Raw genomic sequence first — 13,948 nt, 5'->3', positions numbered from 1 at the left:
GGCTTCTGTGGACCCAGCAACGCTGCTCGCGGGTCTCGGGGAAGATCTCCCCTAGCGCACCCCGGAACCCGAGAGCGCCGTCGGCGACCGCGAGCACAGGTGCGTGCATGCCGCGCCGCGCGCAGTCGCGCAGCAGGTCCGCCCAGGACTCGGCCGACTCCCGGTAGCCATCGGCCAGGGCGACGAGCTCCTTCCGGCCGTCAGAGCGGACTTCGATCAGCACGAGCGAGCATCCGGCGGGCACTCTCGCGGGCGAACTCGTCGATCAACGCCGGGCCGTCCGCGGGACGGGGCTCTTCGGTGTTCCCCGGTCCAGGAACTACGGTGAGCACGGGTCGTGCCTTCCCGACCGGCGTTGGCGTGCCGGCCTTGCTTGAGGGCCCTCAAGATGATCGGGAGGATACGACCCGACCCCGGCTCATCCACAGGTCTCAAGCATTGCTCGTGCCTCTACCTGGTCACCCGCTCGTTGGACCCGACCGGGAGAGGCCGGGCTCGATGGTCGATGCGGTGGAAGCCAGCGCCGAACACGTTCGCGATCACTTTCGAAGGCCGTATCGTCCCCGGGACTACCTGATACCCATCAAAGCCGGTTACAGCGTAGATCGGACACTCCCGCGTCGCCGTCAGTTCGTCATCTTTGTCGGCAGGTGTGGCCCGATGTAGCCGACATAGACCTTCCCCGTCCGCCGGACATCGTCGAAGTAGTGCAGGCGGGGGCTCATCATGCCGGACTGAGCGATCCGGAAGTGGGCCAACATGGAGATCACCTCATCGGGGTCCACAGCGCTAGGAACCGGAAACATCCTCGCGGCGGCGAATCTGGTGTTGTTCTGTACGTCCTCGGACTCGCTCCTGGCGTGCTTGTTCGCCGAGTAGCCGCGGCACCCGTCGGGGAGCTTCTGGAGGTAGCCATGCACGTCGCGCTCGCACCGACCGTCGAGGGACGCTTCGACGTAGTCGACGAGTGCCAGGAGGATCCCCCACGTCTTGCTTGCCCACACACCGAGTGGATCGTTGACGTCGAGTCGGACGGTCACCGCCTCGTCACCGGTGAAGACGACACCGGGTAGGTCCCGAACCTGAGAGATCAGATCGACGAAGGAGGTCGGAGACTCCTCTGAGTCCGTGCGCTCGTGCGCCACGTAGACCTCGGCGGCCCGCTCCGTCCGCAGCAGCACCTTGCGGAGTCGGCGTAGCTCGTCGTCGGCGATGACAAGATCGGAGTAGGTCGCGGCGTTCTCCAGCTGCTCGTCCTCAAGCCGGCGAGTCAGCGCGCGTCTTTCTTGGGTGGCTTCGCTCAGCTCCACGCGGAGTTGACGGACGCGGGCTGCGACGTCGGCCTGAGCGGTCTCGGCCCGCAGTCCGGACCGCGCGAGCTCAGCGAGCCTCGCCCAGTCCTCCAGCGACGGATCCGAGACTCCGAGGACGTCGTTCATGACCGCCGCCGCCGCGAGGAACGCCTCGTCGGCCGGGGAGACGACCTGCGAACCGGTCTCGGGCGACGCGGGGGCTCGTCCTGCCGGTGCCGCCTTCGTCAGAAGTGCATCGTCGGACGAGGTGATGAGCTCCTCGACGATGGCTGAGAACGCTGGCGGCAACTCTGCTTCGAGGGCGTTGTCCCGAGCCCGCCGACCGAGGATCTGTGCGATCCATTCGCTCCGGTCGTTGACGATCCTGGTCGTCGAGAGAATCCGGTGGCGGCGAGCGTCGAGATGGCTGCCGCTGTCGACGCCCGGGTGGAATGTCCGCAGTGTGCCGGGGCCACGGCGTGTGCGGGCCCGAGGATCCCTTCCAGGAGACGGGTCGCCTCGGCGTCGAGCACGTAGGCCGAGGCCATACCGGCGGACTGCCGGAGGAGCTTCCGAACGAGGTCGGCCCATGCTTTCAGCGGAAGCGAGTCTGCACTCCCTGCCACGAAAAGAAGACCACGCCGATCCGGATCGTGGATCGCTGCGGCAAGGGAGTCGACCTGATCCGAGTGGACCAGCTCCGGACGGTCGGCGAGGCGGGCGAGGGAGTCTTTGGCCTCCAGCCTGGTCAGGAGTTTTCGGGCGAGACGGGGGACGCCGGTGGTAATGCGGTCGGCGACGTCTGTGGCCGGGCTGTGGATGTCGAGCAAGACCGACGCCGACCGAGTGATGTCCTCGGGGACGTGGACGGTGAGCTCACTCGTCCAGAGGCCCGTCGTCTGCCGCTCGATGACCTGTCCACGGATGGTCGCCGTCGGTCCCGTCGTTCCGGTAAGGGACGCCTCGACTCCGGTGGCGATCTCGGCGGGCAGGCTATCGCCGATGGCATCGGGGTCGTAGCCCTTGCCGCGGAGCCACGCACGGAACTCGTCGAGGCAGACCTCGACCGTTGCGGCGCGGTCTGCGACTTCGAAATAGGTGCGGTAGCCGAGCACGGTCACACTCCTCGCTCGTCAGAGCCACGTAGGTGAAGGATCAGACCGAGCTCGGCCAGCGAGAGCTCGTTCATTCGCGCCGGAGACGGGACCGCGCCCGGCGCGCCGAACACGTCCTCGGTCACGGCGAGGAAGCGCCCGAGGGCGTTCTCGACATCTGCGAGCCAGCTGTCGGCCAACGCCTGTCCGATGGCCCGAAGTCCGGCGGCGGCGATCGCATCGACGGCATCCGGTAGGGCCGGCACGAGGGCGGCGACGGCGTCCTCGTCACGGGTCCAGCGGACTCCGAGGCCTGCGAGGTCGACGACGCGGACCACGGGATCGAACGCTGCATCGAGATTCGTCCCGGGGATTCGAACGCTGATCGATACCCCTGCGACGTCGGTCGAGGACTGGATCTCCAACCGGGAACGCGCCGCATCCGCTGCCACCGCCGCCTGGCGCCGGACGAAGTCGAGCACCGCCGTCCGGCGATCCGGTTTCCGTAGTGCTGCGAGCAGGTCCCCGACGAGCGCGAGGTATCCCGGCTGCGGTCCTGCCCACCAGGCGCGGATCCGCTCCGCCGGGTCGGCGACGCGCCCGCCCCGACCCGGACTGTGTTCGATGATCCATGTGCTGACGAGGTCGCGGCGGTGTGCCCGGAGCACCGACTCGTAGAACGGGAGGAGAACGCCCGTCGGTTCCACGTCCGGCCCGCGCAGCACTTTGGACCGTGCGGCCGCCCACCGGGTGAAACCCGAGTAGTCGCCCACGGCAAGCCTGTCGACGGCGGCGGTGCCGGTCGCCAGATCGCGTCGGGCCAGAACGTTGGTCGGGTCGAGTCCGCGCAGCTCCGCGACGAACGCTCGCCGGATCACGGCGTCGGCGCCCCCGACCCGTTCGCCCTGTCGTTCGACGGTAGGTGTCTCGACGACGGCGGCGAGCACCGTCGCCGCGGCCGAGTGTTTGGCGGGCGTCTTGCCGGTGGACCAGTCACCACGCCAGGACGGTGTTCCCTCGACCTGCAGGGTGAACGTCGCCCGGAACTCGGCCTGGTGGTCGACGCCGCGCCGCTCGTAGGTGATGTCGAAGGCGATCCGGGCCCGTGCGCAGTACTCCTGCAGCTCGGTGGTCGGGTCGTCGGGCGGTCGGAACGCCGAGAGCCACGTCGCGAACACGGCGGGTTGCCGCTCGGCGAGGCGGTCCCCGTTGGCCCTCCACGCCGCGGCCACGATGGCTTGCGCGACGTCCGCTCTGACGTCGGTCGACAGGGTACGTAGACCGCTCGACCGCAGGAGGCCCGCGGAGACGGGCATCGCGTCGAACAGGAGTGCTACGTGCTCGCCGTCGACGTTGGGATTGACGTGATGAGCGTCGGGGGTGGTGGTCGCGTTGAGCACCTGTAGCGCGTGCGCATGTCGCACGAGGGTGGTGAGGATCTCCGCGCCTTCGGTCGCGAGCGTCCCGTAGTCCCGCTGTCCTGCGTGCGAAACGCGCTCCTGGTTCTCGTAGACCCAGGAGCGGTGAGTCAGCGCCTGAGCCATCAGTCCGAGATCGAAGGTCTCGAACGCCTGTGCCGCCCACCGAACTGCTTGCGTGTGATCAGGAGGCGCCGCCGGATAGGGCAGCGGCCGGTGGACCTCGACGGGTGTCGGATCGGGAAGTGTGCGCCGGAGGTGGCGGAGGACGTACTCTTTCTGAGCGCTTTTCCGAGCTGCCTTCTTCGATCTCCCGCTCGCCCGCGCCGATCGACCCTCGGCGGTGACCACGGCGGTGAACGTCTTCTCGTGGTCTGCTCCATGCTCGATCAGTTCGTATGTCGGTTCCTGCCGCAATGCCGCTGTCAGGAGGGCCTGCCATTCGGGTTCTGGGCTCGGCGGCTCGTAGGCCAGGGTCTCCAGGAGCGCGTCGACCGGTGCCTGGGACCCGGTCACCAGAGACAGGGCACCGAGGATCTGCAGACCGACGGCTTCGGGTGCCCTGCTGGGATGCCCTGCCTCGAGCTGAGCTCGCTCGCCCTGTCCATACAGACCCGCATCGAGCCTGGCCACCCACTCCCCGATCAGCGATCGCGCATGCCCCTCCGCCACGCCGAGTACGCGACTGACCTCACGGTTCGAGGCGAAATCGCCCCGCTGCGATCGGACTCGGTCGAGGATCGCGATGCGGAGCCATCCCTTGCCCAGCGCGGCCAGGAGATCGAGTGCGCCGCTGCTGACCGGCGGGTCGAGGACCTGCTCGTAGAGGAAGCTGGAATGCAGACACGCCCAGCGGATCCACCGCGTCGTCCCACCGGTGTGGGTAAGCCCCAGCCGCGCGAGCTCCGCCGTCAGGCGTTCGGCGATCGGCGGAAGCCACGGTGAATCCGGGGCTTCGGGACACGCGGTGGCCCAGCTCGTCTCGATCAGCTGTGCACCCGGGCCGGCCGGTACCGACCCGGGCCGCGTCGAGGCCTGCGCCGGTCCGCTACGCGGTGGGGCAGTGGCGGACGGCGCCGTGCGACGTCGCGGGGCACCGGCGCGTCCCTGCGCTTCTGCGATCTTGGTTCGCAGCCAGGGTCGGAGATTCGGGCTTCGCCCGGCCCGGATCGCCTGTTCGATCCGGAGGCACTCCTGAGCACGCGCCGGAAAGCCGCTCAGCCCGGCCCGGTACCGGATGCTCCCGAGCAGCCGCAGCAGCTCGTCGACACCGATGTCGCTCCCCGCGACGCTCACCACCGGGCTGTGGGAAGCATCGCGGAGGCGGAGGGCCATCCGGTGCAGAGGCTCGGCCGCGGGTGGCTCCCGCAGCGCCGTGATCCCGACCCAACGCCACCCGAAACTGTAGGACGTCACGACGACCGACCTCGTCCCCTCGTCCTGGCGGAGGGGATGAGTGAGATCCCGGAGGCCGAATGTGCCCCGGTACCGACACGACGGTTCCGGGTCGGAGCATCGTCACTGCGCATCGGTGGCCGTCCTGCGATCGATGGGCGCGATGAGGACTCGGACACCGCGTCCCTCCAGCTGGTTGACACCGCGCGCGAGCGTGACCTGGGTGAAGGTGAACAGGCTGTCCGCGGTCACCTTCTTGCCGGTTCGGGCCAGTCCGAGCACGACCGTGTGCACGCGGTCCGGGAGGTGGTCCGGGTCGCCGCCGCGCTCGATGACGCGGGCGCGCAAAGCCGCGCGGGCCTGCTCGTCGTAGAGAAGCGCGTCGGCGGAGACCAGAGCCTGGCCGATCAGGTGGCTTCCGGCGGCGGACCCGTCGAGGTTCTTGACGTGGACGAGCGTCCCCGACCGATCGAGGACGTCGCAGGCCTCGATGCCACGCGGGTGCGTGTCGGTCCGGATGAGGCGACGGTCGAGGCAGACCCCTCCGATCTCGCGTGCGGCGAGCTCGTTGTAGTCCTTCTCGTCGTGGCCGGCCGGCCAGTCCGGAAGTGCCACCGGGGACGCTCCGGCGAAGATCGTGGTGACCTGCCGACGCAGCTTCTCGGCGTACCGCTCATCCATGAGGTACCAGCGGCCGTCCTGGAAGCAGTAGCGCTTGCCGTCCCGGTCCACCTCGAACGACACCCAGCGGTCACCCGGGATCACCGGGCTCACCGCGTCGTCCCCGGCCGGGTCGCCGAACAGCTGGATCTGGAGCTTCCGGAGTCGGGAAAGCGGCCGGTCGCCCTCACCGACGGCCGCGAGGACCGCCGCCAGGTCCGGGACGCCGTCCTGCGCCGGTGGCCGACGGCGGCGCAGGCCGGTGATGCGGAACGACGACGGCGTGCCGTTCTCGTCGATCCGCTCGTGGGGCCAGGACAGCCCGAGCCGCGCCGATGCCGGTGCGTCGAGTGCCGCGTCGAGTGCCTGTTCGAGCTCGTCGACGAGCTCCGGGGCGTTCTTGATCGCGACGAGCTGTTCGAGCATCGCCAGCTGTGGATCGGCCGGAAGATCCAGGATCTCGTCCAACCGGTCGAGATCGACGACGAGACGGTCGGGGCGCTTGCCGAGCGGCACACTCAGCGCGGCCGCACCACGGATCCGGATCGGCTGCTCCCCGGCCGTCAAGGCCGGGATCTCGGCTTCCGCGACGAGGCGGGTGACGAGCTCACCGAAGTCGCCGGCTCCGAAACCACGCAGATGGTCCCCGCCAGGAATGGAGAGGCGGTCGGTGCGTGCCCGCTGGTCCAGCGTCGTGCGGGTCAACGAGCTGAGGCTCGCCGGGTCGGCGACCCGCACGGCGATGCGCTGGCCGAACGCGGAGTCGACGACGCTCTGGTCGAGGAGCTGGAAGCCCATGCCGTAGCTGAGCGCCCAGGCGCCGTCCTCCCCGCGCCGGATGAGCAGCACAGCCGCCGAGGTGGTGTTGCCCAGTGTCACGTCGAGCGAGGTGAGCGCGCGGACGGTAGAGGCCCACGACACGCGCTCGGTGACCATCGCACCCGAGACGAGTAGGGCCTCCCGGCCGTCGACCGTCGTCGCTCGGGTGGTGAACGCGTCGCTGTCGCGGTACTTGTCCCGGATCGCTAGGGCGAGCTCCGCGACGTCGTCGAGCCGGTAGACGGTGGTGCGGGTCGCCGGGGAGGAGCGCGGTGCCATCAGGCCGTCCTGGTGGGGGCGGGATGGCGCGGGCCGTCGCCGGCGGGGGTGTCAGCGAGCGGGGTCCAGCCGGTTCCGCCCGCCTCGACGGCGGCGGCCATGCGGTCGTAGGCGTCGAGGACGAGGCGGCGGGTGCGGTACTCACCGTGGTCACGTTCCTCGTACTTCCGGACCACGAAGAACGAGTCGAGGACGTGTTCGGCCTCCGGCCGGGTCAGGCCGTAGACGTGCAGGAACGCGGCGTCGAGGTCGGCGCGCAGCAGGGCGCGGCGCCCGGGGTCCCAGCGGAAGGGCGGACCGTCGTCGTGCATCTCGCGGGCGTAGGGCTGCAGCCGCCACGAGGTGTAGGACAGCTCCAGGACGTATGGGACGGCCCACTCGGCCAGTGACCGGTCGGACTGCCAGGCGGCCGGTGCGGCGAAGGTGGCGGGGGTGGGGCAGGCGAGCTGCTGGAGCACCGAGTAGGTCATGTGCGTGCCGCTGAGCTTCTGACGGGCGAGGTAATCGAAGGGGAGAGACGACCACACAGCGTGCAGCTCCGGGCCTTGTGATGGATCGCCCAGAAATGCGACGGGGAAGACATGCCCAACGGCGCTGGTGGGCAGGACCGAGGGCACGAAGGTGCGCTCGTTGCTGGCGTTGGTGATGTCTCGCCAGCCGAGCATCCAGCCCCGATCCCACCGGCTCCTCGCCGAGGACTGCGGACGACGGTGCTCGCCGGGGCGGTCCCGGCCGCCGAGTGTCCCGCGCTCGCGGGTCGGGGTGCTGAGTGCTTTGGTGACGGCCGGGCGGGCGACCCAGTAGCGGGCGAGCGGCTCCATGTCCGGATCGTCGTGCTGCTCGGCGGTCGGCCGGGGCAGCGTGCCCTTGTTGATCTGGGCCTGCGTCGCGTCCCGGTAGGTGGAGAAACGGTGATCGAAGTGGCCGAGCATCTTCGCCTCGTAGAGCGGCACGAACTCGTCCCGGCCACGGTGGAAGGACCAGCCGTCGAAGTCGGCGTCGGCCAACGCCTCCGGCTGCTGGAACGACCCGGAGTCGTTCGACATGTGCAACAACGTGCTAAACGACAGGCCCCACGGGTCCGGTCCGTCCGCGTCCCGCATCAGGACGGGATGCCGGCGGTAGGCGCCGAGGGTGACCTCGGCGTCGGCGCGGGTGCGGAACACCGGCAAACCACCTGTGTTGGGGTTGAGCGCCAGAACCTCGTCAGCAGCAAGGTCGAACCGGCGGTCCACGACGTCCTCGACGTGACGCGTGTAGAACGCGAACCGGCTGCGGTCCGCTGTCCACCGACGGCCGCTGACTGCGGTGACCGCGAACCGGAACTGGTTGTGGACCCCGGGAAAGGTCTTTGCTTCGTTCTCGAAGTCGTAGAACGCGAGCAACCGGTTCGCGCTCAGGGTGTCGGCGAAGAACGGGGCCGTCGTCTTGTCCGTGGCCAGACCCGTCGGCGTGATGACCCCGGCCGCGCCTTCCGGCCCGACGATCGTGCGGAAGGTCTCGGCGAAGACGCTATAGGTGTTGATGTCGCCGTGCCCGGTCAGCGGGTACCGGCCGCTGTCGTGCAGCACGTGGCTGGTGCCGTCGGAGGTACGCAGCGCCTCGATGTAGGCGTCGTGGAGCGGAGAGCCCTCGTCGGCCAGCTGCTGGATCATCGTCCGGCGGATCGCCGCCGTCTTCGCCTCGACGATGTCGGCGCGGCCGTGCTGGGCGAAGAACTCCTTGTCCTGGACCTTCACTCGCTCCCACGGCGGGTTCCCGAGCACACAGGAGAACCCGCCCGCCCAGCCGGTGCTCTCGTCGACCTCGGTGGCCCGGCTGGTGACGGTGAAGACCTCGGGGAACGCCAGGTGCCAGTGCAGGAAGCGGTACTGCGCCCGCAGCCGGGCGATCTCCGCCCGGGTCGCGGTCAGCGGGTCGGGGTTCTCCGGGTCCTGCAGCGCGAGGAACACGTCCTGGGTGATCGGGGTCGGCGCGTCGGGGGTCTTGCGCCACAGGAACGCCGCGCACCAGGCGTCGGCGGCCAGGGTGGCCCGCCGGAACTCCGGTGAGCCCTCCAGTTCGGCGAAGCGGGCCGCCTGCTCGTGCACCTCGGCGAGGGTGTCGGCCGGTGCGTCGAAGATCGTCCGCAGGCCGTAGGCCACCCCCACGTTCGCGGTCGGGATCTCCGCCGCGGCGTCCAGCAGCGACATCTGCGCGTTAGCGGACTGCTTCGCCAGTCCGCGGGCGAAGGTCGCGTCGTCGCCGATGATCGGGGTGAACGCGGCCTCCGGGATCCCGGCACTGAGCAGGCGGGGCGTGACGCCGATGAGCGCGTTGCCGCACTGGATGTGGGCGTCGAGGAAGCTGAGGGGCTTGCCGGGTTCCAGGGCTTCCAGCCACAGCGACACCTTGGCCAGCTCGACGGCCATCGGGTTGAGGTCGACGCCGTAGATGCAGCGGGCGATCACCTCGTGCAGTGCGGTGCGCACGGCGGGTGCGGTGGGCTCGGGGTTGCCCTCCCGCACAGCCGCCACTCGCTTGGCGATGCGCCGGGCCGCAGCCACCAGGAAGTGCCCGGACCCGCAGGCCGGGTCGCACACCGTCAGCGACAGCAGCTCCCCGACGATCGCCCCGGTCGCGTCCGGGCCGGTCGCCGCCTGCTCGCCACGTTTCACGGCCTGGTCGATCACCGGGTCGAGCGCCGAGTCCAGCACGAGCTCGATCAACGACGCGGGCGTGTAGTAGGAGCCGGTGGTCTTGCGTGCGTTGCCGGCCGAGTCGACCAGGTCGAAGGTCAGGTCGACCGCGCTGTGTCGCGGCACGAGTTCCAGCAACGACTCGTAGATCGAGCCCAGCTCCTCCGCGCCCAGGTGCCGGTAGTCGACCGCGCGCCAGCGCGTCGACGCGGTGTCCCGGACCCGGGCGAGGTGCCGCACCGCCTCCAGCAGGTGCTCGTTGGACAGCGCCAGCCCGTCCAGCGGCGCATCGGCCGGCGCCGGGTCGAAGATGCCGCCCAGACCGGGTAGCCCCAGTTCCGGACGGCCCCGCTCGTCGCCGAGGGCGTCCAGCACGATCCGCAACGCCGCGTAGAGGTCGTGGTGGGCCGTGCCCCGGCGGCGCAGCGCGTGATCGCGAAGCCGAGCCATCGAAAAGTAGGAGAGGTATCGACCGCGGGCGACCGCATCGCTGGTCGGGGTGAACAGGGCGTCGCGATCCTCGGCGACGAACACGAACAGGAGCCGGTACACCAGACGCAGCAGGGCCCCGTGCAACGTTCCGACGTCGACGTTCTCGCGCAGTTCCCCGTTCGCCGGATGGCGCAGGAATCCGGTGCCCAGAGTGGTGATCGCGGCCTGCACGCCGGTGCGCAGCTGCGCGAGTGCCCTCGCGCCGGAGGTGATCGCCTCGCCGCGCCAGCGCTCCAGCCAGCACCCGGACGGTGACGCGCCCTCGGCGACGGCGAGGCGGCTGACGTGCAGCAGCCGGTAGAGCAGCACGAACTCGCTGAACAGCTCTCCGTCGAAGATCGCTTCGAGGTCGAACTCCAGATAGGCGGCGGTGGCGAGGGCGTTGGAGTCGCGGAGCAGGCGCAGTTGGCGACCGTTGCTGACGATTCCCCAGAGGTGTCTCTCGCTCCGGTTGAGGCACTCCTGGACGAGCGACTGGACGGGGATCTCGCCCCCGGAGCGCTTGTCGAGCGTGCTGTGCCAGGGAGCGAGGTGGATCGGGACGTGGGTCCAGCGGTGGCTGACGGGGAAGGTCGTGGTGCCGTCGTCCGAGGGGACGCCGGTCGAACCGAGCTGGGTCAGCTCGCCGTAGCCGAGAACGCTGAAGAGGGGAAGCAGCCACTGCGACCGCGCGACTCCGGTGCTGTCGGTGCGGAGCTCGTCGACGGGCAGCTGGTCGCGGAGCTCGCTCCACACCGAGCGGAGGTAGTCCCAGTGGCGCTCGGCCTCGTCCCGGACGGAACGCTTGCCGATGACTCGGTACTCGGCGGGCATCGAGCCCGGGACGTCCTTGCCCTCGGAGATGCGGACCAGCATGTCGGCGGGCAACAGCCCGCCGACCGTGTGGATGGCGGAGAAGACCTGGGTGCGGCTCACAGCGGACATCAGGCAGCCCCTCCCGAGGCCGGGAGGTAGACGTAGGTGCCGAGGACGTCAGGGCAAGCCTGCGCGCGGACCTGTACGCCGCGGACGATCTCACCGGAGGCACTCCGCACCCGGCGGTGCGACGCGAGCAGCTCGGCGGCGAGCTGCTTGCCGTAGGACTCCAGGTGCTCGGTGGTCTCGGCGAGCGCGCCGAGGATGCGGTCCAAGGTGCGTTCGGCGAAGGCGGGGTCGGTGTTGGCGCTCGCCTTCGCGTCCAGCAGGGCGAGCGCCTCCTCCGGCGTCTGCCACTGCGCCGAGCCGGGCGAGCCGGTGAAGGCGAGCATTCTGGCGTCCTCGGCAACAAGCTCCCTAGTGCCGCCACGCGAAGGCAGAGTGAGGTGGAAGCGGTACCGCACCAGCAGCAGCGTCGTCCGCGCCGTCACCGCGTCGGTACGCACCACTCCGCAGCGTCGGGCGGGTCTCGGCCCTCCGGCCTTGACGTCGAGCGCCGCGTTCAGCACATGCCCGGCCAAGGCGCCCACCACAGGGTCCGTGCGGACCATGGCGGCCTCGCCGCGGGCGACCGCGGCCGAGGCGCGGAAAGACACGGGGACCTTCTCGACGGATCGACCGAGCGTCGACGACAGGGCGTCCCGCAGGCCCACCGGGGTGCCCGAGAGGTCGGCTGTGAAACCGTCGTCGTCTCGCTGGAGGACGGCTTCCAGCGAGGTGAGCGCGTGCTCGACGAACTCCCGGATCTCCCCCGCTCGTCCGAGCGTCTCTCGGATCGCCGCGACCTCCTTGGCCACCTCCTCCGGGTGGATCGACCGCTGGGCGTACCGGGTGCGCGTGGTCGTCTCCCGCTCGGCAGCGGACTTCCACTCCTCGTCCAACGTCATCTGCTGCGGGCCGAGGTCGAGTGCATCGGTACCGAACAGGGCTTCCTGCTGCGGCATCCGGCGGTGCTCCAGCAGCCACTCGACGATCGCCTCGGTGACGCCCGCGGCCGCGGCGTCCGGGACGGAGACCGAGATCCCGAGGTCCTTGCGGATCTGGCGGTGCTTGCGGATTAGCACCTCCAGCACGCGGCCGTCGATCACGTTGTCCTTGCCGTAGACCGTGACGACCTTGACCTTGTCCCGGCGCTGCCCGAAGCGGTCCACCCGGCCTTCGCGCTGGTCGTGGCGGGTGGGGTTCCAGGCCAGGTCGTAGTGGACGACGGCGTCGAAGTGGTGCTGCAGGTTCACGCCCTCGGACAAGCAGTCCGTCGCGATGAGGACGCGTCGGGCCGTCGGGTCCTGCCCGGCACCCTCCGCCATCTCCTCGATGCGGGCGAGACGCTGCTGGGGCGACTGAGCGCCGGTCACGGCCAGGATCACCGCGTTGCGACCGAGCTTGCCGGCAAGCTGGTCGGCGAGATAGTCCGCGGTCGGGATGTACCGGCAGAAGACGATGGGGTGGTAGCCCTCTTTGAGCAGAGCCTTCAGCTGGGTGATCAGGACGGCCAGCTTGGTGTCGGTCGCCGGGCCTTCCAGTGCTTCTGCCCGGTCGGCCAGCTCGGCGAGGCGGGATCCGGCATCCGAGGTCTCTGCGCCGGGTGCGACGTCGAGGCCCTCCATCTGGTCGATGTCCGCGCCATCCTGGGTCACCGTCGCACCGAGCCGGTCGGCGTCCTCCGCGGAGTCCGCATCCGCTGTCGCCGAGCGCGTCCGTAACGTCTGGGCAGCCGCGCGGGGCGACGAGACGAGCGAACGGAGCAGCGCGATCGCCGACCACCATGCGATGCGTGACTCCCGCTTGCCGCGGGCCCCCGCGGCGTCGACGCGGTCGCCCGCGAAGGCGATGGCGTCGTCGAGCAGCGCGCGGTACTCGGGAGACAGTGCGTAGGTCTTGTCCGTGAACAGCCGGTCGGAGGGGAACGCCGTGTTCTCGGTGAGGCTGTCGTCCGGCGCGCCGTCGGTCGTGGTGAGGAACTGCCGCACGTCGGCGCGCTTGCGCTGGACGAAGTAATTGGCCAGCTCGATCCGGCCCTTGTCGGACTCCAGGTCGACGTTCTCCAGCGACGGGGTGAGCAGACCGAGGAGGTTGCGGAAGGCGCTCTCCTTACCGCTGTGGGGTGTCGCGGTCACCAGGAGCAGGTGCCGTTCGGAGTCCGCGGCCACCTTCTGAAGCAGCTCGAAGCGGAGCTGGTTCTGCTTCGACGACAGGTCGTCGGCGGCGACGCAGGTGTGCGCCTCGTCGACGATCACCAGGTCGGGGCAGTGCCGCACGAAGTCGTCGCGGTGGCGAGTGGACTTGATGTAGTCGGTGGACACGATGACATGTGGGTGTCGGTCGAACAGCGACTGGCCGAGGTCCAGGTCGCGCTCCAGTCGGGACACCGTGGAGGAGAGGACGAGCTCGGCGTCGATCCCGAACTTCTCGCGCAGCTCCTTCTGCCACTGCTCTGCGAGTGCGGGCGAGCAGAGGATTGCGAGCCGCTCGGCACTTCCCTGGGCCAGCAGCTCCGATGCGATGAGGCCGGCTTCGACGGTCTTGCCGATGCCGACGTCGTCCGAGATCAGCAGACGGACGACCTGCTGCCGGAGCGCCATCATCAACGGGACGAGCTGGTAGGCCCGTGGGTCGACAGCGATGCCCGCGAGGGAGCGGAAGGGCCCGGCGCCGGTGCGGAAGCCGATCCGCAGGGCAGTGCGGAGGAGCCCGGCGGCGTGGGCGTCGCCGGCGTCGCTCGCCGACGGCGGCTCGAACCGAGCGCTCCTCACCTCCTCCAGGGCCGGGAAGACCGCTGCGATGTCGTCCTCGCCGCCACCGAGCGGGCGCAGGACGAGCATGTCCGCCGCGCTCTCGGGCAGCACCACCCACTCGCGGCCGCGGGCGGCGACGAGGGAACCGGCCGTGTAGGTCGTCATGCTCAC

General features: G+C 69.9%; 6 protein-coding genes and 2 pseudogenes. 1 reads left to right on the top strand and 7 read right to left on the bottom strand.

Going from position 1 to position 13,948, the window contains the following annotated elements; translation table 11 throughout:
* Positions 1 to 4: 4 nt before the first annotated feature.
* Positions 5 to 232 (bottom strand): annotated as a pseudogene (locus tag AC0GKK_RS25575) (transposase); the annotation flags it as partial.
* Between the two features lie 213 nt (positions 233 to 445).
* Between AC0GKK_RS25575 and AC0GKK_RS25570 the strand changes: the two are divergent.
* Positions 446 to 577, top strand: a pseudogene (locus AC0GKK_RS25570) (IS256 family transposase); the annotation flags it as partial.
* Positions 578 to 626: 49 nt separating this feature from the next.
* On the opposite strand, the gene AC0GKK_RS25565 reads toward AC0GKK_RS25570, so the two are convergent.
* The 6 genes from AC0GKK_RS25565 to AC0GKK_RS25540 all read right to left on the bottom strand — a co-directional run bounded on the left by AC0GKK_RS25565 (position 627) and on the right by AC0GKK_RS25540 (position 13,942).
* Entirely contained in the window at positions 627 to 1,601 is a 975-nt protein-coding gene (locus AC0GKK_RS25565; RefSeq protein WP_489882740.1) for a hypothetical protein, read from the bottom strand.
* Positions 1,538 to 2,407, bottom strand: coding sequence for a hypothetical protein (locus tag AC0GKK_RS25560; protein ID WP_489882739.1), 870 nt, complete (start codon positions 2,405 to 2,407; stop codon positions 1,538 to 1,540). The genes AC0GKK_RS25565 and AC0GKK_RS25560 overlap by 64 nt, the downstream gene beginning before the upstream one ends.
* Positions 2,408 to 2,409: 2 nt before the next feature.
* Positions 2,410 to 5,220, bottom strand: coding sequence for a putative dsRNA-binding protein (locus AC0GKK_RS25555; RefSeq protein ID WP_489882738.1), 2,811 nt, complete (start codon positions 5,218 to 5,220; stop codon positions 2,410 to 2,412).
* Between the two features lie 102 nt (positions 5,221 to 5,322).
* Positions 5,323 to 6,957: a DUF6119 family protein gene (locus tag AC0GKK_RS25550; protein WP_489882737.1), complete on the bottom strand. Its 1,635-nt coding sequence runs from the start codon at positions 6,955 to 6,957 to the stop codon at positions 5,323 to 5,325.
* Positions 6,957 to 11,051, bottom strand: coding sequence for an Eco57I restriction-modification methylase domain-containing protein (locus AC0GKK_RS25545; protein ID WP_489882736.1), 4,095 nt, complete (start codon positions 11,049 to 11,051; stop codon positions 6,957 to 6,959). Before AC0GKK_RS25545 ends, AC0GKK_RS25550 begins: the two co-directional genes overlap by 1 nt.
* A complete protein-coding gene (locus tag AC0GKK_RS25540; RefSeq protein WP_489882735.1) occupies positions 11,051 to 13,942 on the bottom strand; it encodes a DEAD/DEAH box helicase in 2,892 nt (963 codons plus the stop codon). The genes AC0GKK_RS25545 and AC0GKK_RS25540 overlap by 1 nt, the downstream gene beginning before the upstream one ends.
* Positions 13,943 to 13,948 lie beyond the last annotated feature (6 nt).

This window comes from Pseudonocardia sp. P-1, from assembly GCF_058111925.1.
Note: the sequence above shows the minus strand (reverse complement) of the source record. Positions and strands in the feature narration are given on the sequence as shown.

Bases quoted from the DNA above. Each gene is read 5' to 3' on its own strand.
- AC0GKK_RS25540 (WP_489882735.1), bottom strand. From the start codon at position 13,942: ATGACGACCTACACGGCCGGTTCCCTCGTCGCCGCCCGCGGCCGCGAG.
- AC0GKK_RS25550 (WP_489882737.1), bottom strand. From the start codon at position 6,957: ATGGCACCGCGCTCCTCCCCGGCGACCCGCACCACCGTCTACCGGCTC.
- AC0GKK_RS25545 (WP_489882736.1), bottom strand. From the start codon at position 11,051: ATGTCCGCTGTGAGCCGCACCCAGGTCTTCTCCGCCATCCACACGGTC.